At 66.3% G+C, this 24,865-nt stretch carries 24 protein-coding genes; 19 read left to right on the top strand and 5 right to left on the bottom strand.

Translation table 11 applies throughout. The annotated features are described in order from the left end of the window. Positions 1-42: 42 nt before the first annotated feature. Both LRH25_RS07030 and LRH25_RS07035 read right to left on the bottom strand, forming a co-directional pair. On the bottom strand, positions 43-3,123 hold the full coding sequence (locus LRH25_RS07030; RefSeq protein WP_141285261.1) for an efflux RND transporter permease subunit: 3,081 nt from the start codon (positions 3,121-3,123) through the stop codon (positions 43-45). 2 nt (positions 3,124-3,125) lie between these two features. Next, on the bottom strand, positions 3,126-4,337 hold the full coding sequence (locus LRH25_RS07035; RefSeq protein ID WP_141285263.1) for an efflux RND transporter periplasmic adaptor subunit: 1,212 nt from the start codon (positions 4,335-4,337) through the stop codon (positions 3,126-3,128). A 303-nt stretch (positions 4,338-4,640) separates the two neighbouring features. Here LRH25_RS07035 and LRH25_RS07040 point away from each other — a divergent pair, with 303 nt between their 5' ends. The 4 genes from LRH25_RS07040 to LRH25_RS07055 all read left to right on the top strand — a co-directional run bounded on the left by LRH25_RS07040 (position 4,641) and on the right by LRH25_RS07055 (position 8,773). Further along, the gene (locus LRH25_RS07040) at positions 4,641-5,807 is read left to right on the top strand and encodes a patatin-like phospholipase family protein (protein ID WP_231010543.1); all 1,167 of its coding nucleotides are present in this window, start codon (positions 4,641-4,643) and stop codon (positions 5,805-5,807) included. A 79-nt stretch (positions 5,808-5,886) separates the two neighbouring features. Next, complete coding sequence (locus tag LRH25_RS07045; protein WP_141285265.1) at positions 5,887-6,657, top strand: DUF3108 domain-containing protein; 771 nt, start codon at positions 5,887-5,889, stop codon at positions 6,655-6,657. A 458-nt stretch (positions 6,658-7,115) separates the two neighbouring features. Then, positions 7,116-8,114, top strand: coding sequence for a pseudouridine synthase (locus LRH25_RS07050; RefSeq protein WP_141285267.1), 999 nt, complete (start codon positions 7,116-7,118; stop codon positions 8,112-8,114). A gap of 188 nt (positions 8,115-8,302) precedes the next feature. Then, positions 8,303-8,773 carry a hypothetical protein gene (locus LRH25_RS07055; RefSeq protein ID WP_141285269.1) on the top strand — a complete coding sequence of 157 codons (471 nt, stop codon included), beginning with the start codon at positions 8,303-8,305 and terminating at the stop codon, positions 8,771-8,773. Positions 8,774-8,795: 22 nt separating this feature from the next. Here LRH25_RS07055 and gntR read toward each other — a convergent pair whose 3' ends face one another. Beyond that, a complete protein-coding gene (gene gntR / locus LRH25_RS07060; protein ID WP_141285271.1) occupies positions 8,796-9,824 on the bottom strand; it encodes an HTH-type transcriptional regulator GntR in 1,029 nt (342 codons plus the stop codon). Positions 9,825-9,991: 167 nt separating this feature from the next. Between gntR and LRH25_RS07065 the strand changes: the two genes are divergently transcribed. The 4 genes from LRH25_RS07065 to LRH25_RS07080 are packed head-to-tail and all read left to right on the top strand — an operon-like array spanning position 9,992 to position 13,395. Continuing rightward, complete coding sequence (locus LRH25_RS07065) at positions 9,992-10,519, top strand: gluconokinase (RefSeq protein ID WP_231010544.1); 528 nt, start codon at positions 9,992-9,994, stop codon at positions 10,517-10,519. After that, complete coding sequence (locus LRH25_RS07070; RefSeq protein ID WP_141285273.1) at positions 10,516-11,040, top strand: TRAP transporter small permease subunit; 525 nt, start codon at positions 10,516-10,518, stop codon at positions 11,038-11,040. The genes LRH25_RS07065 and LRH25_RS07070 overlap by 4 nt, the downstream gene beginning before the upstream one ends. A 5-nt stretch (positions 11,041-11,045) precedes the next feature. Continuing rightward, positions 11,046-12,338: a TRAP transporter large permease gene (locus tag LRH25_RS07075; RefSeq protein WP_141285275.1), complete on the top strand. Its 1,293-nt coding sequence runs from the start codon at positions 11,046-11,048 to the stop codon at positions 12,336-12,338. A gap of 22 nt (positions 12,339-12,360) precedes the next feature. Next, a complete protein-coding gene (locus LRH25_RS07080; protein ID WP_141285277.1) occupies positions 12,361-13,395 on the top strand; it encodes a TRAP transporter substrate-binding protein in 1,035 nt (344 codons plus the stop codon). A gap of 24 nt (positions 13,396-13,419) precedes the next feature. On the opposite strand, the gene LRH25_RS07085 is transcribed toward LRH25_RS07080, so the two are convergent. Both LRH25_RS07085 and LRH25_RS07090 read right to left on the bottom strand, forming a co-directional pair. After that, on the bottom strand, positions 13,420-13,956 hold the full coding sequence (locus LRH25_RS07085; protein WP_141285280.1) for a GNAT family N-acetyltransferase: 537 nt from the start codon (positions 13,954-13,956) through the stop codon (positions 13,420-13,422). 22 nt (positions 13,957-13,978) lie between these two features. Beyond that, positions 13,979-15,787 (bottom strand): AAA family ATPase, encoded by a 1,809-nt coding sequence (locus LRH25_RS07090; protein ID WP_231010545.1) that lies wholly within the window; start codon positions 15,785-15,787, stop codon positions 13,979-13,981. Positions 15,788-15,859: 72 nt separating this feature from the next. Here LRH25_RS07090 and LRH25_RS07095 point away from each other — a divergent pair, with 72 nt between their 5' ends. The 11 genes from LRH25_RS07095 to LRH25_RS07145 all read left to right on the top strand — a co-directional run bounded on the left by LRH25_RS07095 (position 15,860) and on the right by LRH25_RS07145 (position 24,551). After that, entirely contained in the window at positions 15,860-16,225 is a 366-nt protein-coding gene (locus tag LRH25_RS07095; RefSeq protein ID WP_141290456.1) for a YciI family protein, read from the top strand. Between the two features lie 92 nt (positions 16,226-16,317). Then, positions 16,318-16,725, top strand: coding sequence for a YciI family protein (locus LRH25_RS07100; RefSeq protein ID WP_141290458.1), 408 nt, complete (start codon positions 16,318-16,320; stop codon positions 16,723-16,725). A 29-nt stretch (positions 16,726-16,754) separates the two neighbouring features. After that, positions 16,755-17,285 carry an SRPBCC family protein gene (locus tag LRH25_RS07105; RefSeq protein WP_141290460.1) on the top strand — a complete coding sequence of 177 codons (531 nt, stop codon included), beginning with the start codon at positions 16,755-16,757 and terminating at the stop codon, positions 17,283-17,285. 148 nt (positions 17,286-17,433) lie between these two features. Further along, on the top strand, positions 17,434-17,853 hold the full coding sequence (locus LRH25_RS07110) for a VOC family protein (RefSeq protein WP_141290462.1): 420 nt from the start codon (positions 17,434-17,436) through the stop codon (positions 17,851-17,853). Positions 17,854-17,887: 34 nt separating this feature from the next. Further along, positions 17,888-19,192: an RNA polymerase sigma factor gene (locus tag LRH25_RS07115; protein ID WP_231010765.1), complete on the top strand. Its 1,305-nt coding sequence runs from the start codon at positions 17,888-17,890 to the stop codon at positions 19,190-19,192. 123 nt (positions 19,193-19,315) lie between these two features. Then, positions 19,316-19,744 (top strand): DUF805 domain-containing protein, encoded by a 429-nt coding sequence (locus tag LRH25_RS07120; RefSeq protein WP_141288641.1) that lies wholly within the window; start codon positions 19,316-19,318, stop codon positions 19,742-19,744. A gap of 186 nt (positions 19,745-19,930) precedes the next feature. Beyond that, positions 19,931-21,133: an ABC-three component system protein gene (locus tag LRH25_RS07125; RefSeq protein ID WP_141288642.1), complete on the top strand. Its 1,203-nt coding sequence runs from the start codon at positions 19,931-19,933 to the stop codon at positions 21,131-21,133. Then, positions 21,130-21,630: a three component ABC system middle component gene (locus LRH25_RS07130; protein WP_141288643.1), complete on the top strand. Its 501-nt coding sequence runs from the start codon at positions 21,130-21,132 to the stop codon at positions 21,628-21,630. Before LRH25_RS07125 ends, LRH25_RS07130 begins: the two co-directional genes overlap by 4 nt. After that, a complete protein-coding gene (locus LRH25_RS07135) occupies positions 21,570-23,567 on the top strand; it encodes a DUF3732 domain-containing protein (protein ID WP_141288644.1) in 1,998 nt (665 codons plus the stop codon). Before LRH25_RS07130 ends, LRH25_RS07135 begins: the two co-directional genes overlap by 61 nt. A gap of 460 nt (positions 23,568-24,027) precedes the next feature. Beyond that, positions 24,028-24,258, top strand: coding sequence for an addiction module protein (locus tag LRH25_RS07140; RefSeq protein ID WP_141288645.1), 231 nt, complete (start codon positions 24,028-24,030; stop codon positions 24,256-24,258). Beyond that, positions 24,255-24,551, top strand: coding sequence for a type II toxin-antitoxin system RelE/ParE family toxin (locus LRH25_RS07145; protein ID WP_141288646.1), 297 nt, complete (start codon positions 24,255-24,257; stop codon positions 24,549-24,551). The genes LRH25_RS07140 and LRH25_RS07145 overlap by 4 nt, the downstream gene beginning before the upstream one ends. Positions 24,552-24,865: the final 314 nt, after the last annotated feature.

The following is a 24,865-nucleotide window of genomic DNA, read 5'->3' on the forward strand; positions in this document are numbered from 1 at the left end:
GTCGACAACATGCAGTGGCGGTCAGGCCGGCAAGGTCATGGCTCAGACCAGCGAGTTCTCCACCTTCACCTCGGTCGTGATCGGGCCCTTGCCGGCCCAGCGGTCCAGCGCCAGGTAGATCACCGGTGTGATGTAGAGCGTCACCGCCTGGCTGAGGATCAGGCCGCCGACCACCGCCAGGCCCAGCGGCTGGCGCAGCTCGGCACCAGCGCCCCAGCCCAGCGCGATGGGCAGCGCGCCCATGATGGCGGCCAGCGTGGTCATCATGATGGGCCGCAGCCGCAGGTGCGCGGCCTGGCGGATGGCCTCGGGTGGCGTCATGCCCTGGTGGCGCTGCGCATCGAGCGCGAAGTCGATCATCATGATCGCGTTTTTCTTGACGATGCCGATCAGCATCAGGATGCCGATGGTGGCGATCAGCGTCAGGTCCTGGCCGAAGAACTGCAGCGTGAGCAGCGCGCCGATGGCGGCCGACGGTAGGCCGGCAAGGATGGTCAGCGGGTGGATGTAGCTCTCGTACAGCACGCCCAGCAGCACGTAGATCACCAGCAGCGCGGCAATGATCAGGATGGCCTGGCCACCCTGCGAGCTCTGGAACACCGCGGCATCGCCGCCGTAGGTGCCGATCAGCGTCGGCGGCAGGTGCAGCTCCTGCGTGACCTGGGTGATGCGCCTTGTCGCGTCGCCCAGCGGCATGCCGGGTGCGAGGTTGAACGAGATCGTCACCGCCTGCAGCTGGCCCTGGTGGTTCACGGCCGTGGGTCCCAGGTCTCGCTTGACGGTGGCCACGGCCGACAGCGGCACCAAGCCACCGGCCTTGCTGCGCAGCCGGATCTTGTCGAACGCATCCTCGAAACGCCGGTCGTGTTCCTCGGCTTCCATGATCACGTAGAAGCTGTTGGACGGGCCATACATGGTCGATACCTGGCGCTCGCCGAAGGCGCTGTAGAGCGCACTGCGCACATCGGCGATCTGGACGCCCAGCAGGTTGGCCTTGTCACGGTCGATGTCCAGCGAGGCCTGCAGGCCGCGGTTCTGCGCGTCGGACGTGACGTCACGGAAGCCTTCCTCGTTGCGCAGGCTGGCCTCCAGCTTGCCAGCCCATTCGGTCAACGCGTCGGCACTGACGCTTTGCAGCGTGTACTGGTAACGCGCCTTGCTCTGCCTGCCACCCAGCTGCAGGTTCTGCACCGGCCGCATGAAGACCTGGATGCCGGCCACGCTGCGCAGCTTCTTGCGCAGGCCTTCGACCACCTGGCCCATCGCAGGGCGCTCATTGCGCGGCTTCAGGTTGATGAACATGCGGCCCGAGTTGCCGCCGCTGAGGAAGGACGAGACGGTGGCGACGGAAGGGTCGGCCCGGAAGATCGCCACTGCCTGCAGCTGCAAGGCCTTCATCGCCTCGAAGGAAATGTCTTCCGAAGCTTCGGTGCTGACCTGCATCTGGCCAATGTCTTCCTCGGGGAAAAAGCCCTTGGGCATGACCGCGAACATGTACAGCGTCAGCAGTAGCGAACCGAGCGCCACGCCGCCCATCAGCCAGCTGTGGCCCAGTGCCCAGTCCAGCGTGCGGGCATAGAAGTTCTGCAGCGCGGTGAAGCCGCGCTCGAAAGTGCGGCCCAACGCGCCTTCCTCGTGATGCTCCTCGTGCTTCAGGTAGCGGCTGCACAGCATCGGCACCAGCGTCAGCGAAACGCCCGCCGACACCAGGATGGACAGCCCGACCACGACCGCGAACTCGTGGAACAGCAGGCCGATCACGCCCGGCATGAAGAAGATCGGGATCAACACCGCCACCAGCGAGACCGAGATCGACAGGATGGTGAAGCTCATCTCGCGCGCGCCACGGATCGCCGCGTCAAACGGCGCCATGCCGTCTTCCACGTGGCGCACGATGTTCTCCAGCATCACGATCGCGTCGTCCACCACCAGGCCCACGGCCAGCGTGATGCCCAAGAGCGAGATGTTGTCCAGGCTGTAGCCCAGGGCCTGCAGCAGGCCCACCGCGCCCACCAGAGAGACGGGCAGCGACAGCGCAGGGATCACCGTGGCCGAGAGCCGGCGCAGGAACAGGAAGATCACCAGCACCACCAGCACCACCGTGAGCGCCAGCGTCAGGAACACGTCGTGCAGGGCCTCGCGCACCGAGCGGGAGCGGTCGTTGACCGGCGTCATCTTCACCGAGGCCGGCAGCTGCTGCTCGAAGCGCGGCAGCATCGCCCGCACACGGTCCACCACCTCCACGGTGTTGGCGTCCGGCTGGCGCTGCACGGCCAACGTGATGGACGGCTCGCCATTCAGCTCGGCATAGGTCTTCACCGTTTCGAAACTGTCCTCGACCCGCGCCACGTCGCTCAGCCGCACCGGCAGGCTGGTCTTGGTCGCGACGATCACGTTGCGCCAGGCGGCCGCATTCATCAGCTGCTTGTTGGCCTGCACCGTCAGCGTCTGGCGCGGGCCTTCCAGCGTGCCGACCGGCGTGTTGGCATTGGCCGAGGCCAGCGCGGTGCGCAGCTCTTCCAGTGTCAGGTCGCGCTCGGCCAGCTTGTCCAGGTCCACTTCCAGGCGCACGGCGTAGCGCCTCTGGCCGAAGATCGAGACCTGGGCCACGCCTTCGATGGTCGACAGGCTGGGCGAGATCAGGTTCTCGGCATAGTCGTTCAGGTCGCTCAGCGAGATCGACGGCGAGGTCAGCGCCACCAGCAGCACCGGCGCATCGGCCGGGTTCACCTTGCGGTAGCTGGGCGGCGTGGTCATCTCGGTGGGCAGGCTGCGCTGGGCACGGAACAGCGCGGCCTGCACGTCCAGCGCGGCCGCGTCGATCGGCCTCGAGGCGTCGAACTCCAGCGTCAGCGAGGTGCTGCCCAGCGAACTGGACGAGCTGATCACCGACAGGCCGGCAATCGTCGAGAACTGCTTTTCCAGCGGCAGCGCAACCGAGCTGGCCATGGTCTCGGGCGCTGCGCCCGGCAACGAGGCGCTGACGTTGATGACCGGCGTGTCGTAGCTGGGCAGCGCCGCGACCGGGATCTTGTTCAGCGCGATCACACCACCCAGCACCACGGCCAGGTTCAGCAGCACCGCCATCACCGGGCGGCGGATGAAAGTCTCGGCGAAGGTCATGTTCAGGCGCCGGAAGCGGGGGCTGACAAGGGAGCAGCACCGGAAGCAGCGTCAGACGCAGCCCCCGCCTTGGCCGGCGCAGACACCTTCACCGGCGTGCCAGGCCGCAGGTTCTGCTTGCCTTCCATCACCACCTTCTCGCCGGGCTTGATGCCTTCGACCACCGCGAACTCGCCGCTCGCGTAGCGCAGCTTCAGGTCGCGCAGCTGGGCCTTGCCTTCGGGGTCGACCACATAGGCCCTGCGGTCCGCGCCGCTGAGGATCAGCGCAGACTGCGGCACCACCGTCACGCCCTTCAGCGTGGCCAACGTCAGCTGCACCGACACGTACTGGCCGGGCCAGAGCAGCTGCCTGGCGTTCGCCACCTCGGCCTTCAGCTTGATCGTGCCACTGGTCGGGTCCACCGTGTTGTCGATGAAGGCCACCTTGCCGTCGATCAGCTCGCGCTGCGCGGTCACGGTCGCCGGCCTGGCCACCTTCAGCGAAGCGCCGATCACGCCGGCACTGCCTTCGGACAGCAGCGCCGGCAACTGGGCCTCGGGCACCGTGAAGCTCACGCCAATCGGGTCCAGTTGGCTGATGGTGACCAGCGCATCACCGGTCGGCGACACCAGGCTGCCCGGGTGCACCGCAATCGCGCCGGTGCGGCCGGCCATCGGCGCGCGCAGGCTGCCGTAGCCGGCGCTGACCTGGGCGCCGCGCACGGCGGCTTCGTCGGACGCCAGCAGCGCCTTCTGCGCGTCGTACTGGGACTGCAGCGTGTCCAGCGCGCCTTGCGAGATGAAGTTCTGCGCCTTCAGCTCCTGGTTGCGCTTGAGCTGTCGGGCCAGGTCGGCCAGCGTCGCCCGGTCGTGCAGCACGGTAGCCTGGGCCTTGTCGACATTGGCCTGGTCGCTGCGGTCGTCGAAAGTGAACAGCAGCTCACCCTGCTTGACGAACTGGCCTTCCTTGATCGCCACGCGGCTGACCGTGCTGGAGAGCTGCGGCCGGACCTCGACGGTGGTCAGCGGCACCACGGTACCCGAAGCATCGAGCGTGACAGGCATGTCGCGCTGCTGCGCGGTGAACACCGTGACCGCCTGAGGCGCCGGGCCGCGGCTGGCCTGCGCTTCCGCGGCCTTGGCAGCGGCCGCCGAATGGGACCGCCACCAGAAAAAACCGCCGGCTCCCACCGCCACGGCCACCAGCCACCAGACCACGCTTGCTTTTTTCATGCTGCCTGCTTCAAAAACACATCAGGCCGGCCTCCTTGTGAGGAGCCGGCCTTGATCGAGAACTGCTTCAAAACCCAGGGAAGGAGCCAAAACCGGCCCGCCAGTTCCGCGCCACTGCCGCTGCGCCTCACGCAGGCGATCTGCTTTACAAAACTTGACCGCGCAGGCCGGGGTCCAACACCGGGCTCTGCATCTTACAAACTTGGATGACAAACAATCGGTGCCGATCCAATTTTGCAGTGGCAAGGTCTTGCCGCCATACTGGCCCGCAACCTCCTTGCCTGCTTGCCAAAGCACCTTCGCATGAGCTTGCCTGAACCGGTCCGCCCCCTCGCCGCCCTGGGCGACATGTCTGCCGAGCCTGCTGCGCCCGCGCGGAAATCGCCGCCAAAGCCACGCGCCAGCCACCGCAAGGCCCCACCCGGCCAGAACGCCCGCAAGATCGACCTGGCGCTGCAAGGCGGCGGTTCCCACGGCGCCTTCACCTGGGGCGTGCTGGACGCCCTGCTGGAAGACGGCCGCCTGGTGCCGGACGGCATCTCCGGCACCAGCGCCGGTGCCATGAATGCCGCCGTGCTGGCCACCGGCTACGCCCATGGCGGCGCCAACGGCGCGCGCGAAGCCTTGCGCAGCTTCTGGCAGGCCGTCAGCGGCAACCCGGGTTGCATGGGCGCCAGCACGCTACCCGGCAGCTTCCAGTGGCCAGCGTGGATGTTCAACCCTGCGCAGTGGCCAGGCTTTGCCGGCACCCAGGCCTTTTTGCACCTGTGGAGCCCCGCCCAGCTGAACCCGTTCGGGCTGGACCCGCTGCGCGACATCGTCGCCCGCCATGTGGACTTCCCCGCCATCCAGCGCGGCCCAGTGCGGGTCTACATCACCGCCACTTCGGTGCGCACCGGCCAGCCGCGCATCTTCAAGGGGGACGAACTGAGCATCGAGGCCTTGATGGCCTCGGCCTGCCTGCCGCAGACCAGCCGCACCGTGCTGGTCGATGGCGAGCCCTACTGGGATGGCGGCTTTGCCGGCAACCCCAGCCTGTGGCCGCTGATCTACGGCACCGTCACCAGCGACCTGCTGCTGGTGCAGATCAACCCGCTGGTGCGCGAAGGCATTCCCGGCACCGCGCTGGAGATCCAGGACCGGCTCAACGAGATCACCTTCAACGCCAGCCTGGTCGCCGAAATGCGCGCCATCGCCTTCGTGCAGCGCCTGGTCGACGAACGCCGGGTGGACCTGGGCCGCTACAAGGCCTTGCGGCTGCACCGCGTGTCCGACGAGGCAGGCCTCGCCCAGTTCGGTGCGTCCAGCAAGCTCAACAGCGACCCGCGGCTGTTGAACCTGCTGTGCGAACTGGGCCGCAAGGCCGCCACCGGCTGGCTGGAAAACCACCTGCAGGACATCGGCAAGCGCAGCTCGCTGGACCCGCACACCGCCTACCTGGACAAGCGCAACACCCGCGAACCGGGCTGAGCCCCGGAACACGGCAGCCCGGCCGGCGGTCAACAAGCCGGCGCGCACTGCCGTTGTGCTCGGAACGATTGGAGACCTCGTGTCACTGTTTCTGCCCTCCTCCTCTTCTTCTTCCTTTTCCTTTTCTTCCCGGCCCACCGCGTCCCGCCGCCAGGTGCTGGGCTGGCTGGCCGCGCTGGCCGGCACAGCCGGCAGCCTGCCAGGCATGGCCGCCACAGGCTCGTCCAGCCCTTCCTCGCTGCCGCAAAGCGCCGACCTGCTCTACCAGGTGAGCTGGGGCCCGCTGACGCTGGACGCCGAACAGCACTGGCGGCTGGACGGCAAGCGCTACACGCTGAGCACCGAGCTGAAGCTGCCGCTGGCCTTCAAGAACCGCCGCTATGTCAGCCACGGCACCGTCGGCGAAGCCGGGCTGGTGCCGGAACTGTACGAAGACCTGGAGGTCGGCGACCCCAAGCCGCGCAACGTCGCCCAGTTCGACCGGGCCGCCGGCCTGCTGCACTACGGCCGGCTCGACAAGCTCAAGACCGCAGCGCTGGAGCCCGGCATGCAGGACATGAACGTGCTGTCCTTCCAGCTGGCCTTCCTGGGCCTGCAGGCGGTTGGCAAGCCCATGCCCGTCACCAACGGCAAAAGTGTCGTCCAGCACCGTTTCAGCCAGGCTGTGGCCACCCCGGTGCAGGTCAATGGCAAGTCGGTCGAGACGGTGCGGCTGCAAAGCACTGCGGTGGACGGCGACATCGAGGTCTGGCTGGCGCCCAGCCTGGGCAACCTGCCGGTGACCGTGGTGCGTGGCCAGGACGGCAAGTCGCTGCGCTTTGTTGCCAGCTCGATCAGCTTCAAACCCTGAGCTGAAAGCCACCGGCTTTTTCATCCCAAGCGCATTCAGCCCAGCTTGACCGCGCGCCAGCCGCCGGATCTTCGGATTCAGGCGGCTTTTTTTCGTCTTGAGCGAGCGGACCGGGTGGTCTGATGCCTCAAGGCCTTCTCCAAGCGGCTGTTCGGAACCCAGGGAGGGGGCTGGCCCATAGAAAAAGGGAGGGACCTGTTATTCCTCTTGTCTTTCAATCTTTAAATCTGGAAGTCATAGTAGAGGGCGGCTGTTTCTGTGGACAAGCCGGTTTTTCCGTTTTTAATCAATGGCTTGCAAAGGCCATAACCCTGTGTGGGGGACCCGGTATTGGCCAATGGCTCATCTACAACAAGATGGGTCTTGCGCCCAGGTCGGTGGATAACCGGGTGCTTGTTCAAAACTTGTCCACACACCTGTGCCTTGACGGACCACGTTAGTTCGGACAATGGCATGACATGACCCGCCCAAAGCCCTCCTGGCGACCCTTGCCGCGTGCCGGTGTGCCGGCCAGTTGCGTGGCCCTGCCGCATGGCGGCCGCTGGCCCAGCCTGCTGGCTTTCCTGGCCGAGCGCCTGCCGGTGCTCAGCGAAGCCGACTGGGCGCGCCGCATGGACCAGGGCCTGGTGCTGGATGGCCAGGGCCAGCCGCTTGCGCCAGCGGCACCGTACACACCGTCCCGCCACGGCCCGGCGGCGCTGGTCTGGTACTGGCGCGAGGTGGCAGACGAGGTCGAGATCCCGTTCGAAGCCGAGCTGCTGTACCGCGACCACCACCTGGTGGTGGTCGACAAGCCGCACTTCCTGCCGATGTCACCGGTCGGCCGCTACGCCAGGCACACCTTGCTGGCCCGGCTGCAGCAGTCGCTGGGGCTGGACAGCCTCACGCCCATCCACCGGCTGGACCGCGAGACGGCAGGCGTGGTGGTCTTTTGCATCGAGCCGGCTACGCGCGCCGCCTACCAGGCGCTGTTTCGCGAGCGCGCGGTCCACAAGGTCTACGAAGCGGTGGCGCCAGCGTCAAAAAGCTTGCGTTTTCCATTGCAGCGCCGCAGCCGCATCGCCCCGGCCGCGCACCACATGCTGATGCAGGAAACCGGAGGCGAGCCCAATGCCGAGACGTGCATCGAATGCCTGGGCAGCCTGGCGGGCGATGCCGCGTTGGCCCACTACCGTTTGCGGCCGCTCACCGGCCGCACCCACCAGCTGCGGGTGCACATGAACGCGCTCGGCCTGCCGCTGTTGCATGACACGCTGTACCCGGTGCTGCATGCCGAACCGGCCCCCGGCGAGGCGCCGGACTTCAGCCGGCCTTTGCAATTGCTGGCCCGCGAGCTGGCTTTTGTCGACCCGGTGACCGGCCTGTCGCACCACTTTTCCAGCACCAGGACGCTGGCTGCGGTGGCAGGGCATGCGGCGCAGCGGAACTGGGCGCAAGCCCCTGGGTCTGCTGTTTAAGCACCTTGCCGGTGCAAAAAGCTGGATTTCATTGATCAAACGTCGTGATTTGTCATGTCGTCTCCACAGTAGCCCCACTGACAAACTAGGGCTTGCGGAACAAAATCACATTCCCGATAGGTGCTGGCTCAAGCTTGTTGTCTCTTGTGCCGAACAACTTCTAGGGACCACCGGGGAAGGAGACATCCATGAGCATGCCCGACAACTCGACCTGGCCCACCACTGCGCTCGCCGTTGCCCAACCGGTGCGCTGGCGCGCCTTGGCCATGAAGCTGTGTGACCACGCGCCGGTCTCGGCGCGGCGCCGTGCCGCTTTTGATCCCGCGTTTGACCCGGTGGCGCCGCAGTGGGCTTATTTCCTGTGGGCCGACCCTGTGGGTGACCTGCACGATCTCGCGCCGACCGAATGGGGTGTCGTCTCCGCCGGCTCGCCCATTGCTGAAATCCGTGCGTTGATCGGTGACCAGACGCCGCTGCACTTTGTCAGCCCCGGCCGGGCCCAGATCAGCACCTTGCTGCGCATGCTGCACGACATTGGCGACGTGCCGGCCTGCCTGCAACCGGTGCTGGAACGCCGCATTGCCGCCGCGCTCGCGGCCGAACAACCGCCGCGCCACATCGACGCTGCGTTTCACCGCTTCCTGCGCAAGCTGACCTGAACGCTGAACGCGTGCGCCAGCTTCAGGTGCTGGACCGCGGCACCAGCGTGAAACCCAGGTCGATGGCCGGCCGCGCCACCGGCTGGCCGCGCATCAAGGCCAGCAGCATGGCCGCTGCCGCCTCGCCAATCTCGCCGCGTGGCGTGCGCACGCTGGTCAAGGGCGGCAGCATCTGGTCGCTGCCCGTGAGGTCGTTGAAACCGGCCACTGCCACCTGCTCCGGCACTTTCACACCCAGCCGCAAGGCCGCCAGCAAGGCGCCCTGGGCCAGGTCGTCGTTGCAGAAGAAGATCGCATCGACCGCCGGCCGCTGGCCAATGATCTGCTCGAACATGCGTCCGCCCAAAGCAATGGACGACGGCGCCGGGTTCAGCCATTCCAGCGTGGGTTCGTAAAGCCCGGCCTCGGTCAGGGCGTCGCGCCAACCGGCCAGGCGCTGCAGCGTGCGGGCGTCCAGCTGGGCCGCGGCAAAGGCAATGCGGCGTCGGCCGCGGCCCAGCAAATGCCGGGTCATCGCCATGCCGGCCGCATGCTGTGAAAAGCCCACGCAATGCAGCCCTGGGGCCTGCGCAGTCTCCATCAGGTGCACACATGGCACGCCACTGCTGGCGATCAGGGCGCGTGTGCCGGCCCGGCGCTCCAGCCCGGTCACCAACACGCCGGCTGGGCGGTGCAGCAACTGTTCGCGCAGCAGCTGCTCCTCTTCGGCCTCGTCGTAGTGCGTCACGCCGATCAGCACCTGGTAGCCGGCAGGGCGCAGCGTGCGCTGCACGGCCTCCAGCAGGTCGACGAACAAGGCGTTGCTCAGCAGCGGGATCAGCACCGCCACATGCGTGCTGTGGCGCGAGGCCAGCGCGCGGGCGGCCGGGTCCGGCATGTAGCCCAGCTTGTCGGCCGCTTCGCGCACCCTGGCCACCAGCTCGGGGTCGACCGCGCGTTCCCCGCGCAAGGCCCGCGAAACGGTGATCGGACTGACACCGGCGGCCAGCGCCACGTCGTTCAGCGTGACACGGCCGGTGGCGCGGCGACGTTTGGCAGCAGGCAGGTTCATGAAGAGTGGGCAGACCGTGGGCAAAAGGGAGAAGTCACTGACGGTACCGCGCCACGGGAAAACACGGAGGCAATACGCGGTGCCGCAGTTTTAGGATAGCGCTGTCCATCAGCAAGCAGCAATCTACATTTTCCCAGGCGAATGCCTTCACCTTCCTCCTCATTCCAATGGACAGCGCTATCTCTTCAACAAGCCTGCCCAGCGTGGTCGTGATGGGCGTTGCCGGCTGCGGCAAGTCCAGCGTCGGCGCTGCGCTGGCGCAGGCCGAAGGACTGCCGCTGATCGAGGGCGACGATTTCCACGGCGAGGCCAACCGGGCCAAGATGGCGCAAGGCATTGCCTTGACCGATGCCGATCGCCAGGGCTGGCTGGACCGGCTGGCCGCGCTGTTGCAACAACATCCGCAAGGCGTGGTGCTGACTTGTTCGGCATTGAAAATGGCCTACCGCGAGCGCTTGCGCGCAGCCCGCCCGGGTCTGGCCTTCCTGTATCTGCAGATTGACCGCGACGCTGCGCTGGCCCGTGTCGCCAACCGCAGCGCGCATTTCTTCTCGGCCAGCCTGGTCGACAGCCAGTTCGCCACGCTGGAACCCCCGGTCGGCGAGCCGCGTGTGTTGACCCTGGACGCCACCGCGAAGCTGGCCGAGCTTCAGCAGCAGGCCAGTGCGTGGCTGCATGCCGGAACCACTGAATGAACACTTCTTCTTCTTCGCCGCCCGTTTCATCGCCTCCCACCTCCGCGTTCCAGCGCCTGCTGCAGGGCGCGATGGCTGCCTGCCTGGCCGTGATGGCGCTGTCGGTCTTTGTCAACGTGGTGCTGCGCTATGGCTTTGGCAACGGCATTGCCGCCAGCGAAGAGCTGTCGCGCCTGCTGTTCGTCTGGCTGGTCTTCATCGGTGCCACGGCCGCCTACCCGCGCGGCGAGCACATGGCCTTCACCAGCCTGCTGGGCCTGCTGCAGCAGCGGCCGCGCGCACTGGTGCTGATGGCCGCGCTGATCCGGCTGCTGGTCGTCTTCGCCTGCGTGCTGCTGGGCTGGGGCGCGTGGCAGCAGGTCAGCGTCGGCTGGGCCAGCCGCTCGGTCGTGCTGGGCTACCCGAATGCCTTGCTGCCGCTGCCGGCCCTGCTGTGCGCAATGGCCATTGGCGTGATGGCGCTGGCCGAGCTGCTGCGCAATGCGCCGCTGGCGCTGGGCCATGACGCGGAAGTGGAGTGAGCACCATGACACCTGAAGCCCAGGCCCTGGCCGTCTTCTGCGGCGGCATGCTGCTGCTGATGGGCATCGGCATGAACATGGCGCTGGCGCTGGTGCTCACCGGTGCCGGCATGGCCTGGGTGCTGGGCTTCTGGGACACCCAGTTGCTGGCCCAGAACCTGGTCGCGGGCGTGGACAGCTTCCCGCTGCTGGCGGTGCCGTTTTTCATCCTTGCGGGCGAGCTGATGAACAGCGGCGGCATCAGCCGGCGCATCATCGACATGGCGCAGGCCTGGGTCGGTCACATCCGCGGCGGGCTGGGTTTTGTCGCCATTGGCGCCGCGGTGCTGATGGCCAGCATGAGCGGCTCGGCGCTGGCCGACACTGCCGCGCTGGCCACCATCCTGCTGCCGATGATGCGCGAGCGCGGCTACCCGCTGCCGGTCTCGGCCGGGCTGATCGCCTCGGGCGGCATCATCGCGCCCATCATCCCGCCGTCCATGCCTTTCGTGATCTACGGCGTGACGACCAACACCTCGATCTCGGCGCTGTTCGTCTCCGGCATCGTGCCCGGGCTGGTGATGGGCACCGGGCTGATCCTGGCGTGGAAATGGGTGCTGCGCCGCACGCCGCTGCCGGCCGACCCTGCCCTGCCGATGGCCGAGCGTGTCAAGGCCACGGTGCGGGCCTTCTGGGCCATGCTGATGCCGGTCATCATCATCGGCGGCATGAAGAGCGGCTATTTCACGCCGACCGAGGCTGCTGTTGTGGCGGCGGTCTATGCGCTGCTGGTGGCATTTCTCGTACACCGCGAAATGAAGCTGGCCGAGCTGTACGGCGTGCTGGTGCGCGCGGCCCGAACCACCGCCATCGTGATGTTCCTGTGCGCCGGCGCGCAGGTCGCCAGCTACATGATCACGCTGGCCGACCTGCCCAGCGTGCTCACGGCCAGCCTGGGCACGCTGGTCGACAGCCCGCGCCTGCTGATGGCAGTGATGATGGTCGCGCTGGTCGTCATCGGCACCGCGCTGGACCTGACGCCCACCATCCTGATCTTCGCGCCGGTGATGCTGCCCATTGCCGTCAAGGCCGGCATCGATCCGGTGTATTTCGGGCTGATGTTCGTGCTCAACGGCGCCATCGGGCTGATCACGCCGCCGGTCGGCACGGTGCTGAACGTGGTGGCCGGCGTCGGCCGGCTGTCGCTGCACCAGGTCATCAAGGGCGTGAACCCGTTCCTGTTCACCTACCTGGTGATCCTGACGCTGTTCGTCGTTTTCCCGCAGCTGGTCATCGCGCCGATGCATTGGCTGCGCTGACCTTCCTTCTGGAGAAATTCGCATGCATGCAGTTCGCTGTTCTGTTCGCCGCTCGGTGCTCGCCGTCGGCATTGCCGCCAGCTTGGGTCTGGCTTCGTTCGCCGCGATGGCGCAAGACATCAAGCCGCGGCTGATCCGCTTCGGCTACGGGCTCAACGAGCAGAGCAACCAGGGCCGGGCAGCGAAGTTCTTTGCCGAGCAGGTCGACAAGGCCTCCGGCGGCAAGCTCAAGGTGCGCGCCATCGGCGCTGCCGCGCTGGGGCCTGACACGCAGATGCAGCAGGCGCTGATCGGCGGCGCGCAGGAAATGATGGTCGGCTCCACCGCCACGCTGGTGGGCACGGCCAAGGAAATGGCGCTGTGGGACACGCCCTTCCTGTTCAACGACGCGAAGGAGGCCGACGCGGTGCTGGACGGCCCGGTCGGCAAGCAGGTGATGGACAAGCTGACCGACAAAGGCCTGGTCGGCCTGGCCTACTGGGAAAACGGCTTTCGCAACCTGACCAACAGCAAGCGCCCGGTGCAGAAGCTCGAAGACCTGGACGGCATCAAGCTGCGCGTGATGCAGAACAACGTCTACCTCGACAGCTTCAAGCTGCTGGGTGCCAATGCCGTGCCGCTGCCGTTCTCCGAGCTGTTCGGCGCGCTGGAAACCAAGGCCGTGGACGGGCAGGAGAATCCGTTCAACACCATCCTGTCGAGCAAGTTCTTCGAGGTGCAGAAGTACCTCAGCATCACCAACCACGTCTACAGCCCGTGGATCGTCACCGTCAGCCGCAAGTGGTGGGACACGCTGTCGCCGGCCGAGCAGAAGATCCTGCGCGATGCGGCCATCGCCAGCCGCAACTTCGAGCGCCAGGACACCCGCGCCGAGGCCAGCCGTGCATTGAATGACCTGAAAGCCAAGGGCATGGTGATCAACGAGTTGAGTGCCACCGAGGCCGCCCGCATGCGCGACAAGCTCACACGCGTGAACGCCGGCATTGCCACCACCGTCGGCATGGAACTCTGGCAGCAGACCCAGGCCGAGCTGGGCAAGCTGCGCGCGAAGAAGTAAGGGAAGTAAGGGGGCGGGACCCGCTCAGGCCAGCGACTCGAACAGGCGCAGCGGCGGTGCGTCGGGCGGATCGTTCGGCAGCCGCACGTTGCCGATCTCTTGCATGCCGATGTGCGCCAGCACCCGAGCCGAGGCCAGGTTCTCCGGCGAGGTGATGGCCAGGATGCGTGGCATCTTCAGCACCTGGTGGCCGTGCACCAGGCAGGCCGCGGCGGCTTCGCGCGCAAAGCCCTGGCCCTCTTGTTCCGGCAGCAGCGCGTAGCCCAGGTCCGGCACCGGCAGGCCTTCGCGGTGGATCAGGCCGCACAGTCCCACCGGCGCGCCATCGTCCAGCCGCTCCACGGCCCAGAAGCCGTGGCCGGTCTCGGCGTAGTGGTTCAGCAGCCGGCAGGCCATCCAGTCACGCGCCTGGGCAATGTCCCGCACCCCCCGGTCACCGATGTAGCGCAGCCAGCCTGGGCTGTTCAACAAGGCGACCACCAGGCCGGCATCGGCGGGGGTGAACTGGCGCAGGCGCAGGCGGCGGGTGCGCAGGATTTCGATCGGTTCGGCAGCTTGCATGCAGGGCGGGAGAAAGTGCGGCTCAGCGTGCGGCGACGCTGGCGGAAGCGGGCGTGGCCGCGGGTGTGGCGGTGGGTGCGGCCAGCGCCGCGGGCGGGCGGAAAGGCAGCCGCGGCTCGGCAATGCCGCTGGCCCGGTTCAGCAGCATCAGCGTCATCGGGCCGACCTGGCCGTCCGGCTTGATGCCTTGCACCTTCTGGAAGGCCGACACGCGGTTGCGCAGCATCTCGCCGTCACTGAAATGCGGTGGGCCGCCGTCCACCTGGGCCAGCTGCTGGGCCAGCCAGTCGGCCTGCGGGCCGTCGGTGCCCATGGGCTGGCCGGCGTCGTAGCTGGGCGGGGCGCGCCAGAAGGTCGCGAAGTCGCCGCGCCACAGCCAGGCCAGCCGGGCCAGCGGCACGCGCAGCGGCCTGGCGCCGGGTGTGGCGGCCTGCAGCGTGGCGGCGTCGTCGTCCAGCGCGCTGAGCAGCACGTGGGCGTTGCGGCCGCGCTCATCGGTGAGCGTCAGCAGGCCGGGGCGGGCCAGCTGGCGGATCGGCGCCAAGCCGCGGCGCGCGTTGTAGCAAACCAGGCCACGCGCGCGCGCCGCGCTGCAGGCCTCGCCGCTGGCCAGCGTCACGCCCCACCAGCTGGCCAGCTGGCGCAGGGCCTGGTCGTCGCTAACATCGCCGGCCGCCAGCAGGCGCTCCAGTGCCTCGGCGTCGTCTGTCATGGCGGGCGTGGCTGGCGCGATGGGCGCAGGCGCACTGGCTGCATTCAGCGCGGCCAACGCGGTAGCGCCCATGTCCAGCACGGCCGAAGCGCGGGGCGAGATCGTCTGCGCAACGCTGGCCACCGCCGGTGGTGCTGCGCTCGCAGCCGGGGCGCTGGCGGCAGCGACCGCCTCGGCCAGCGCGCTGGCCTTGGGCAGGCTGCCCGGCAGCCGTGGCACCACCCACAGCGAACCGGCCAGCACCGCGCCGGCCGCCGCACCGCCGGCCAGCCAGGCCGGCCAGTTCAGGCGCGACAGCGGCACGGTGCCCTGCAGGTTCTGGCCAAACACGTCGGCCGCGGCCCGGTCCACCAGCGCGCGGTCGACCCGCTTCTCTCCGGCCTGGAAGGCCAGCAGCAGCGCCCGGTCGCACAGCACGTTGATGCGCCGCGGCGTGCCGCGGCACAGCCGGTGCAGCCGGCGGATCGCGTCGTCCTCGAACAGGCCAGGCCCCTGGTAACCGGCCACTTCGAGCCGGTGCGCCAGGTAGCGCCGCACCTCGTCCAGCGAAAGCGCCGGCAGGTGGAAACGCGCCACCACGCGCTGCGAGACCGATTCCATCTCGGTCATCGCCAGCATGTTGCGCAGTTCGGGCTGGCCGATCAGCAGCACCTGCACCAGCTTGCTCTCGTTGGTCACCAGGTTGGTCAGGAGGCGCAGCTGTTCCAGCACGTCGAACGACAGCGCCTGCGCCTCGTCCACCGCGATCAGCGTGCGCCGGCCGCTGGCGTGGGCCAGCAGCAGGTGGCCGTGCAGTGCGTCGATCAGGTCGGCCTGGTCGTCGGCCAGCTCGATGCGCAACTCCTCGCACAGCCGCCGCAGCAGCGCCGTCACACCGAGCTTGGGATTGGCCACGTAGGCCACGTCCACATGCCCGGGCAGCTGCTCCAGGAAGGCGCGCCAGACGGTGGTCTTGCCGGCGCCGATCTCGCCGGTCAGCAAGACAAAGCCGCCGGCCCGCCGCAGCCCGTACATCAGGTAGCCCAGCGCTTCGCGGTGCTTGTCGCTGAGGTAGAGGAAACGCGGGTCCGGCGCCACCGAAAACGGCTCGCAGGCCAGGCCGAAATACGACTCGTACATGGGCCAGCAGCATAACGGCGCGGCTGGCTAAGATCCGCGCATTGCCATCTCTGGCCCCACAGGACTTGCCCGATGCCTTACATGCTGCTGATCAACGAACCCACGGGCCAGCGCGAGGCGCGCGGCCGCGTCGAAGGCGAAAAGGTCTACGCCCGCATGCTGGACTTTGCCGCCACGCTGCAGGCGCGCGGCGTGCTGCAGGCCGCCCAGTCGCTGGCCGGGCTGGAGCAGGCGACGAAAGTCCAGGTGCGCGACGGCCAGCCGCGCTGGGTCGACGGGCCGTTTGCCGAGGTCAAGGAAATGGTCGGCGGCTATTTCCTGGTCGACGTGCCGACGCGCGAGGAAGCGCTGGCGATTGCCGCCGCCTGCCCGGCCGCGGAATGGGCGACCATCGAAGTGCGCAACCTTGGCCCGTGTTTCCACGACCTGCCCGCCTGAACCAGATTTTTAGGTATTAACCCTCGGCCCCTGTCGATCCGGCCTGGTCTGCCTCGTCGTCAAGACATGAGCGCAGACACAAGGAGAGCCCGATGCGATTCATGATCATCGTCAAGGCCACCGCCGAGACCGAAGCCGAGGCGCTGATGGGCGACGCGGCGCTGATGGCCGAGATGAGTGCCTACCACCAGCAGCTGAGCCAGGCCGGCGCACTGCTGGATGCCCACGGCCTGAAGCCCAGCCGCGAAGGCTGGCGCATCCGCCACGGCAGCGACGCGGCCGGCAAACCCACGCGCCAGGTGACCGACGGCCCGTTTGCCGAGACCAAGGAACTGATCGCCGGCTACACGCTGATCCAGGTCCGCTCGCGCGAAGAGGCGATGGAGTGGGCCCGCCGTTTCCCGGCGCCGATGGGCGCGGGCCGGCCGGCCGAGATCGAGGTGCGCCTGCTGTACGAGCCGCATGAGCTGGACGATTTCCCCCGCGCTGCGGCCGACTGAACTGCATCCCAACCCCCAGGAACCCTTCCATGTTGAAAGCCCTGAGCTACGGCGGCCTCGCGCTGCTGGCCGTGATTGTGCTGGTGCTGATCGCCGCGACCTTCCGGCCCGACACCTTCCGCGTCGAGCGCCACATCACCATCGCCGCATCACCCGAAAAGCTGTACCCCTTTGTCAGCGACATGCACCAATTCAACCGCTGGAACCCCTACCTGCGCAAGGACCCGGCGTCCAAGCAGCGCTACGGCGAGATCACTGCCGGCCCCGGCGGTTTCTACGCCTGGGAGAGCGAGTCGCTGGGCGTGGGCAGCATGCGCATCGAGCAGGTGCAGCCGCCGCGCGAAGTGCACATGGCGCTGGAATTCGTCAAGCCCTTCGAGGCCCACAACCAGGCCGACTTCACGCTCACACCCCAAGGCCAGCAGACCGTGGTCACCTGGGCCATGCACGGTCCGGCCAACTACCTGAGCAAGCTGATGGACCTCCTGACCCTGATGGACCGCATGGTCGGCCGCGACTTCGAGGACGGCCTTCAAAACCTCAAGGCCCTGGCTGAATGAAGCACCCGGTAGGCCGGGTACGGCCCACCACCCGCCGGGCGGGTGCCTGGCCACCTTGGGGCGGCCCGGCGGCGGCCAGGCGTACCGCGTCCACCGGCCCTGCGCCAGCGACCCTTCCTCTTCTTCCGTGATCAATTCTGGAGTCCTCATGCACAAGCAAATCTTCGTCAACCTGCCCACCCGCAACCTGCCTGCGGCCCGCGCCTTCTTCGAGGCCATGGGGTATTCGTTCAACCCGCAGTTCAGCAACGACGCCGGCGCCTGCCTGGTGCTGGGTGACAACCTGTTCGCGATGATGCTGAGCGAGCCGTTTTTCCAGGGTTTCGCGCGCAAGCCGATCGCCGATGCGCGGGAGGTTACCGAGGTGCTGGTCTGCCTGTCCTGCGAAAGCCGGGCCGAGGTCGATGAACTGGTCGCCAAGGCGGTGGCGGCCGGCGGCAGCGCCCCGCGCCCGCCGGTGGACCACGGCTTCATGTACGGCCATGGTTTCGAGGACCTGGATGGCCACGTCTGGGAACTGGCCTACATGGACGCTTCCGCCGCCGGCAATCCCACAAAGGACGCCTGACGTGACGAAGGCGTCGGCTGCGCAAGATGACGCGATCGATCGCACCCAGCGTACCATCGCCGCCGTCTGGCGCATCGAGTCGGCGCGCATCGTCGCCAGCGTTGCGCGCATGGTGCGCGACGTCGGCCGCGCGGAAGAACTGGCGCAGGACGCACTGGTCACCGCGCTGGAGCACTGGCCCAGGGAAGGCCTTCCCGACAACCCCGGTGCCTGGCTGATGACGGTGGCCAAGCGCCGCGCGCTCGACGCGATCCGCCAGCACGCGATGCAGCAACGCCACCACGAAGTCATCGGCGAAGAGCAGGAGGCGCTGGGCACCGGCGTCGTGCCCGACTTCACCGACGCGCTGGACGCCGCGCGCCAGGACGTGATCGGTGACGACCTGCTGCGACTGATCTTCACCGCCTGCCACCCGGTGCTTTCGCCCGAGGCCCGTGTCGCGCTGACGCTGCGCCTGCTCGGCGGCCTCAGCACCGGCGAGATCGCCCGCGCCTTCCTGCAGAGCGAGGCCACGGTCGCCCAGCGCATCGTGCGCGCCAAGCGCACGCTCAGCGCCGCCCAGGTGCCCTTCGAGCTGCCGCGACCCGAGGCGCTGGGCGAGCGCCTGACCACCGTGCTGGCCGTCGTCTACCTGATCTTCAACGAAGGCTACGCGGCCACCAGCGGCGGCGACTGGATGCGCCCCGCGCTGTGCGATGAAGCGCTGCGCCTGGGCCGCATGCTGGCCGGCCTTGCGTCCGAGGAACCGGAGGTGCAGGGCCTGGTCGCGCTGATGGAGCTGCAAGCCTCGCGCACGCCGGCGCGCACCGACGCGCAGGGCCGCCCGGTCCTGCTGCTGGACCAGGACCGCGGCCGCTGGGACCATTTGCTGATCCGCCGCGGCCTGGCCGCCCTCGAACGCGCGGAAGCCTTGAGCGCGGGCGCACAAGGGCTGGGCCCCTACGCGCTGCAAGCCGCCATTGCCGCCTGCCACGCCCGCGCGTTGACGGCAGACGCCACCGACTGGCCCCAGATCGCCGCCCTCTACGACGCGCTGGCGCAGGTCGCGCCGTCGCCGGTCGTCGAGCTCAACCGCGCCGTCGCGATCGGCATGGCCTTCGGCCCCGCGGCCGGCCTGGCCCTGGTCGACACGCTGGCCCAGGACCCCGCCCTCACCCGCTACCACTGGCTGGCCAGCGTGCGCGGCGACCTGCTGGCCAAGCTCGGCCGCCACACCGAAGCCGAGCAGGCCTTCACCGAGGCCGCAGCGCTGACGCAGAACGAGCGGGAACGGGCGCTGCTGCGGGAGCGGGCACAGGAAAGCCAGGCGGCTGGCACGCAGCGGGCGCCTCACGCCTGAACCGGTGGGCAGTGGCCGCTGGCAGTCCCTAGCTTGCAGCCCTGCCGGCTGGCCCATTCCCTCGGATACTTGCCGCGCGGCGATTTGAGCGCCGCGCAAAGCATCCACCGAGGGAGTACCACCATGACCGAAGCCGTCAACCCGTTCCAGCCGCCCAACGCCGAGCTGATCCTGCCCGCCAGCAGCGAAAAGCCCGACCTGAAGACCCTGTACTTCAGCTTCCAGGGGCGCATCTCGCGCAAAGTCTTCTGGCTTTACGGCGTGCTGTTCTTCTTCCTGGCGATGCTGGTGCTCGGCGGCGTGGTCGGTGCCGTCGCCCTGGTGTCTGAAACACTGAGCTGGATCCTTGCCGTGCCTCTCTACATCGCCGGGACCTGGATCGGCCTGGCGATGCAGGTCAAGCGCTGGCATGACCGCGACAAGTCCGGCTGGTGGATCCTGATCGGCCTCATCCCGGTCATCGGCAGCATCTGGGCCTTCATCGAAACCGGCTGCCTGCGCGGCACCGTCGGCCCGAACCGCTTCGGCGACGACCTGACCGATCAGTACTGAAGATTGAGGGCCTGGCAGATCGGCCCTTCTGGCGTGAAGGCTCACGAGTGGCAATATGGACGGAGAGGAGGAGGTTGAGTTTTTTCAGCATATGCGATCCACTACGCGCACATATGTAGGAATCGGAGAGCCGCGCCAAACGAGTGACGGTGCCGATCCACTATGCCAAGGGAGGCGTAGTCGCAGATGGCGAAGAAGAAGGAAAGCGCGCACGAGGCTGCGGCTGCCGCGACGGGTTATCTATTTCAGTGTCGCTTTGCCCTGCTCAAGGGGCTTGAAGCAATTTCCGATCGTCCAGAACTGGAATTGACGATCGAAAAGTTCGACGACGTCGCCTTCGTGCAGGAAGGGTCGCCGGTTGAACAAATCCAGACGAAGCATCATGTCGCCAAAGCGGGGAAGCTCACTGACGCCAGCGTAGACCTTTGGAAGACGCTCGGCATTTGGGCGCGCCAGGTGGCGACGGATGTCGATGAGGTCTTCCGCCGCCGCTTCATCCTGGTGACCACCGGCGCCGCGCCTGACGGATCGGCTGCATCCTTCCTACGAATGCGAGACCGTGACGAGCACCGCGCGCGGCAACTCTTCATCCACACTGCCGAAACATCCAAGAGCTCCGAGAATGCAGCCGCCTACAAGGCGTTCATCGACCTCGCGGAGGTGCGACAAGCAAACCTGTTGAAGTCGATCGACATCCTTGATGGTTCGCCCAACATCGTTGATGTTCGCGAAGACATTTGCCGGGCGGTTCGAATGGCCGTGGCCAAGGAACACGTTGATCATTTCGTGGAACGATTGGAAGGGTGGTGGTTCAGCGTTGTGATCAACGTGCTTGGCCACCGGAGTTCTATCCCCGTCATTTCGATCGACAACCGAGTGGACGAGCTTCGGGAGGAGTTTCGTCGGACGGCGCTTCCCGTCGATTTCGGTGCGGCGACACCATCGCCTGCAGTGGTTGCCGATCTCGACAAGCGCCCATTCGTTCGCCAACTGCGACGCATCAACATTGGATCGCAACGGATCGAATATGCCATCCGCGACTACTACCGGGCATCTGAGCAGCGGTCGAAGTGGGCGCGCGAACAGCTTCTCGTTGATGGCGAGGTTGGTTCATATGAGCAGCAGCTGATAGAGGCCTGGCAGCCCAGGTTCGCTGCCATGGTCGACGAGCTTCCGAAGGCATGTGGTGACGAGGCGAAGGTTGCATCGGGGCGGTTGCTCTACAAATGGGCAGAGGTGGACGCGCTCTATCCGCTTCGATCTGCCGCCCATCGCTTCCTGACGCATGGCAGCTTTCATATCTTGGCGAACCGCCTCAAAGTGGGCTGGCATCCCGATTTCTCGGAACAGGCGGAGACGCCTGAGGAAGGGAAGGAGGATCAAGCATGAAGAGCTGGGATGACCGGGCTGTCGAGGAGGCAAACCTCTTCAATCCCGCCTTCTGCGCCACCTTGCTGGCGGTGGCCGCGAAGGACTTTCAAGGCAAGGCGCACCGGCCGTTGCCTTTTGCGCTTGCCTTCTTGGTGCTCCCCATCGTGCTTCATCAACCGACGCGCGCGGCACTGCCGCACTCGACGGTGACTTCACTGCTTTCCTGGGTTCAAAGCAATCAAGGGTGTCTGATCGGCTTCGCCCAGCGAGTCAGCCAGCTCAAGACGATGTCCAGAGAGGCAATCCTATTTGGGGTTGCATACGGCGCGATCGAGCTTGGCGAGGACGGCGAACTCGCCCCATCCGCTCGGTTTCTCGCGCCGACCGAGAAGCGAACAGAACTGTTCACGGCAGATGCTCGCGCTTGCGCCGATCGCGCCGCGTTCATCGGCCGATGGTTCTCGGCAGCGGGCACAACATCAACGATATTTTCTGCATGGGGAGTGGCACCGTGAGCCTGCAGATAGCAAAGCTTGTTCTCTACAGTCACGCTGGTCAGGTCCGAGAGCTTGCATTCAACGTCGGTGGCCTCAGCGTCCTGACGGGAGCATCGAAGACGGGCAAGTCAGCGATCATCGACATCATCGACTACTGCACAGGAAGGAGTGAGTGCAACGTTGCTGCCGGTGTGATTCGAAAGCACGTGGGCTGGTACGGTGTGCTGTTTCAACTCGGCGGCGGTCAGATTTTTGTCGCTCGCAAGAACCCCGCCGTGGGGGAGAAGACGAGCCCGGAGGTCTATGTCGAGCGCGGCACGCAGATCGAGTTGCCCGAGGCTGTAGCTCTTCACAAGAACATGACGGTGGATGCGCTGGAACAGTTCCTCGGAAGCGCGATCGGCATCAGCGAAAACGAACATCGACCAGAGACTCCGACGCGTGACCCGTTGGCCGCAAATTTTCGCCATGCCCTGCTGTTCTCGTTTCAAGATCAGAACGATATTGACAGCAAGCAGCGGCTGTTTCACCGCCAAGGTGAGGACTTCGTCGGGCAAGCCATCCGCGACACGTTTCCCTACTTCCTCGGCGCGATCGACGAAGATCGGCTGCTGAAGCAAGCTCAGCTTGAACAGGCGCGGCGAGCTCTCCGGCAGCTTGATCGTCAGGTGCGTGAGGCTGAGGCGTTGGACAGCAGCACCTATCCGCGCGCTCAGGCGCTGCTCGACGAGGCACGGCATGTCGGACTGCTGGACGAGCGTTTCAGGCCGACGAGCTACGAACGAGCGATCGATGCCCTACGCCGCATTGGCAGCGAGGATCTTCCGCGCAGCGATGCGGTGGTTGGCGATGGAGAAGCGGCACTGGCGGAACTGCGCACCCAGCGGCAGAACCTGCGTGAGGAGATGGAGCGTCTGAACAGCGAGATTCGATCGACGCGGGTATTCACGTCCGAAACGATGGGGTTCGAACGAGAGGCGAAGGAGCAGCGCGCTCGTCTCAGCACGGTGGGTCTCTTCAATGCAGCTCACGTGCACGGGATGGAGCAGTGCCCGGTTTGCGCAAGCGTGCTTGAAAACCAGGTTCCTGCGGCGGCGCGGATCGCGCAGGTGCTTCAGGGACTCAACGACGAGCTAGAGACGGTACAAGCGGAAAACCCGCGTCTTCAAGGACGACTCGCGGCGCTTCAACGCGAGGAAGCAGACATCCAGACGAAGCTTCGCGAAAACCAGCATCGAATCAACGCGCGGATTCAAGAGAACGAGATCATGCGTGTTCAGCAAGATGCGTTCATTCTCCGCGCCAGGGTCGTTGGAAAGGTTCAGCAGTACGTCGAGACCGCGACGAATCGGGATGACAACTCGGCCCTGAAACGGCAGCATGAACTGGCGGTTGCCCGGGTGGCTGCGCTGGAAGCCGAGCTGGACATGAATGCCGTTCGCGAAAAGCTCAGCGCGTTTCTGAACATCATCGGTCGCGAGATGACGGACTACTCAAGGTCGTTGAAACTGGAGCACAGCGACTCTCAGCTACGCCTGGACATTCGCAACCTTACGGTAGTTGCCGACACCATCGACGGGCCAGTTCCTCTCTACAAGATGGGTAGCGGCGAGAACTGGGTCGGTTATCACATCCTTGCGCATCTCGCCTTGCACAAGTGGTTTCGGATGAAGGGTCGGCCCGTGCCGGGCTTCATCATCTTCGACCAGCCGTCGCAGGCGCACTACCCGCCGGCACGCGATGTGGACGGCTCTTTGAAGGTACTGAAGGACGAAGATCAAGAGGCAGTGCTTGCGCTGTTCAAGTTGATCGCCGACGCGGCGAGTGAGTTGGCGCCTAACCTGCAGATCATCGTCATGGATCACGCCGACCTGACCGAGGGCTGGTTTCAGTCGGCCGTCGTAGAACGGTGGCGCGGCGGAGAGAAGTTGATTCCGATCGACTGGCTTCAGTGAGAAGCAACCACATTTCAAAGGAGACGAACACATGGCATTCAAGTTCCCGACACCCGCTTCCTGCATGCTCAAGGATCGAGCTGTCCTGTGCACAGCCGAGCGGATTCTTGCCCTATACGACCAAGCCACGGGGAAGGACGCCTAGAGGATCGCTAAGAACGTCAAGCTCTGGTTCTCCGCCGAGGCGCCGAAGCACGGTTGGGCAGGCGGGCACGGCGCAGGCTGCGTCCTGTTCGTTCCACCGAGCCTAGTGAACGTCACGGTCAAGGTCAAGGCAACCACGCTAGTGCTCGAGTCCGAGACCGGCGACGAGTAGACCGCTTCACCGCGTCGAAAGCCGACGAGACAATCAAAGCACGACAGGCGGAGGTTGCATGGTCGTGCACCAAGCAATGGCGAGAATGCATGCCATGCCACCGCCAGAACGATAAACTGCGGCAGGCCTACTAAGGAGCCTGCCATGCCTGATCAAGTCTCTGAACTCGTGAAGCGCGGACGAGCGCTGTCCCCGGAAGATCGTGAACGGCTGGTGGATCAACTGCTGGAATCGCTCAACGAAACGGCAGCGGCCGAACTGGACGCCGCCTGGGAATCCGAGATTGCGCGTCGCTTGGCCGAGTATGACCAAGGCGCGGTGGAAGCCATTGATGCCGAAGAAGTCTTTGCCAAGGCCAGGCGCATCGCACAGTGATCAAGGTCCGGTTCCTTCCTGCGGCGGAGCTCGAGCTGTTGAAGGAAGTTGCCTACTACTCTAAGGTCCGGGCGGGCACAGGCGTTCGCTTTCAAGCCGCAGTGGAAGCAGCCGTTTCCCGCGCTGCCACTCACCCGCTTGGCGGAGCGCCGTCATTCAATGAAACGCGCAGCCTTCTTGTCAAAGGCTTTCCGTTCAGCATCGTTTATCGGCCTTCACAGCAGGCATTGCTCGTCATCGCGATCGCACCGCATCAGAAACGGCCGCAATACTGGGCCTCACGCGTCAAGTAACGGCAATTCTGTCATCACAGGAACATCCCGCTCGAAGCCTCCACGCGCTGCGCGTTGTCGCGGCCAGCAGCGTTGACGGGCGTCACGGCCACTCCCATCAGGCCCTGGACAAGCGAACGGACAAGCGCTGCAATGCAACATCGGGCTCTGGCGAGGCGCCGTGAGGGGCTTGTTGTGGGCTTGGTCCTACAGGCCCATGCAATGCCCACCGACGGCGGCTCGCGCCAACAGCCCACGCCCTGCAGCAGAGGGGGCTTTTAACCTTCGTCCATCGCCTTCCATCCACCGCGGCCGGCAACGGTCTCACAGGAGAA

Source organism: Ideonella azotifigens (assembly GCF_021043325.1).
In the GTDB taxonomy this organism is placed as follows: domain Bacteria; phylum Pseudomonadota; class Gammaproteobacteria; order Burkholderiales; family Burkholderiaceae_C; genus Ideonella; species Ideonella azotifigens.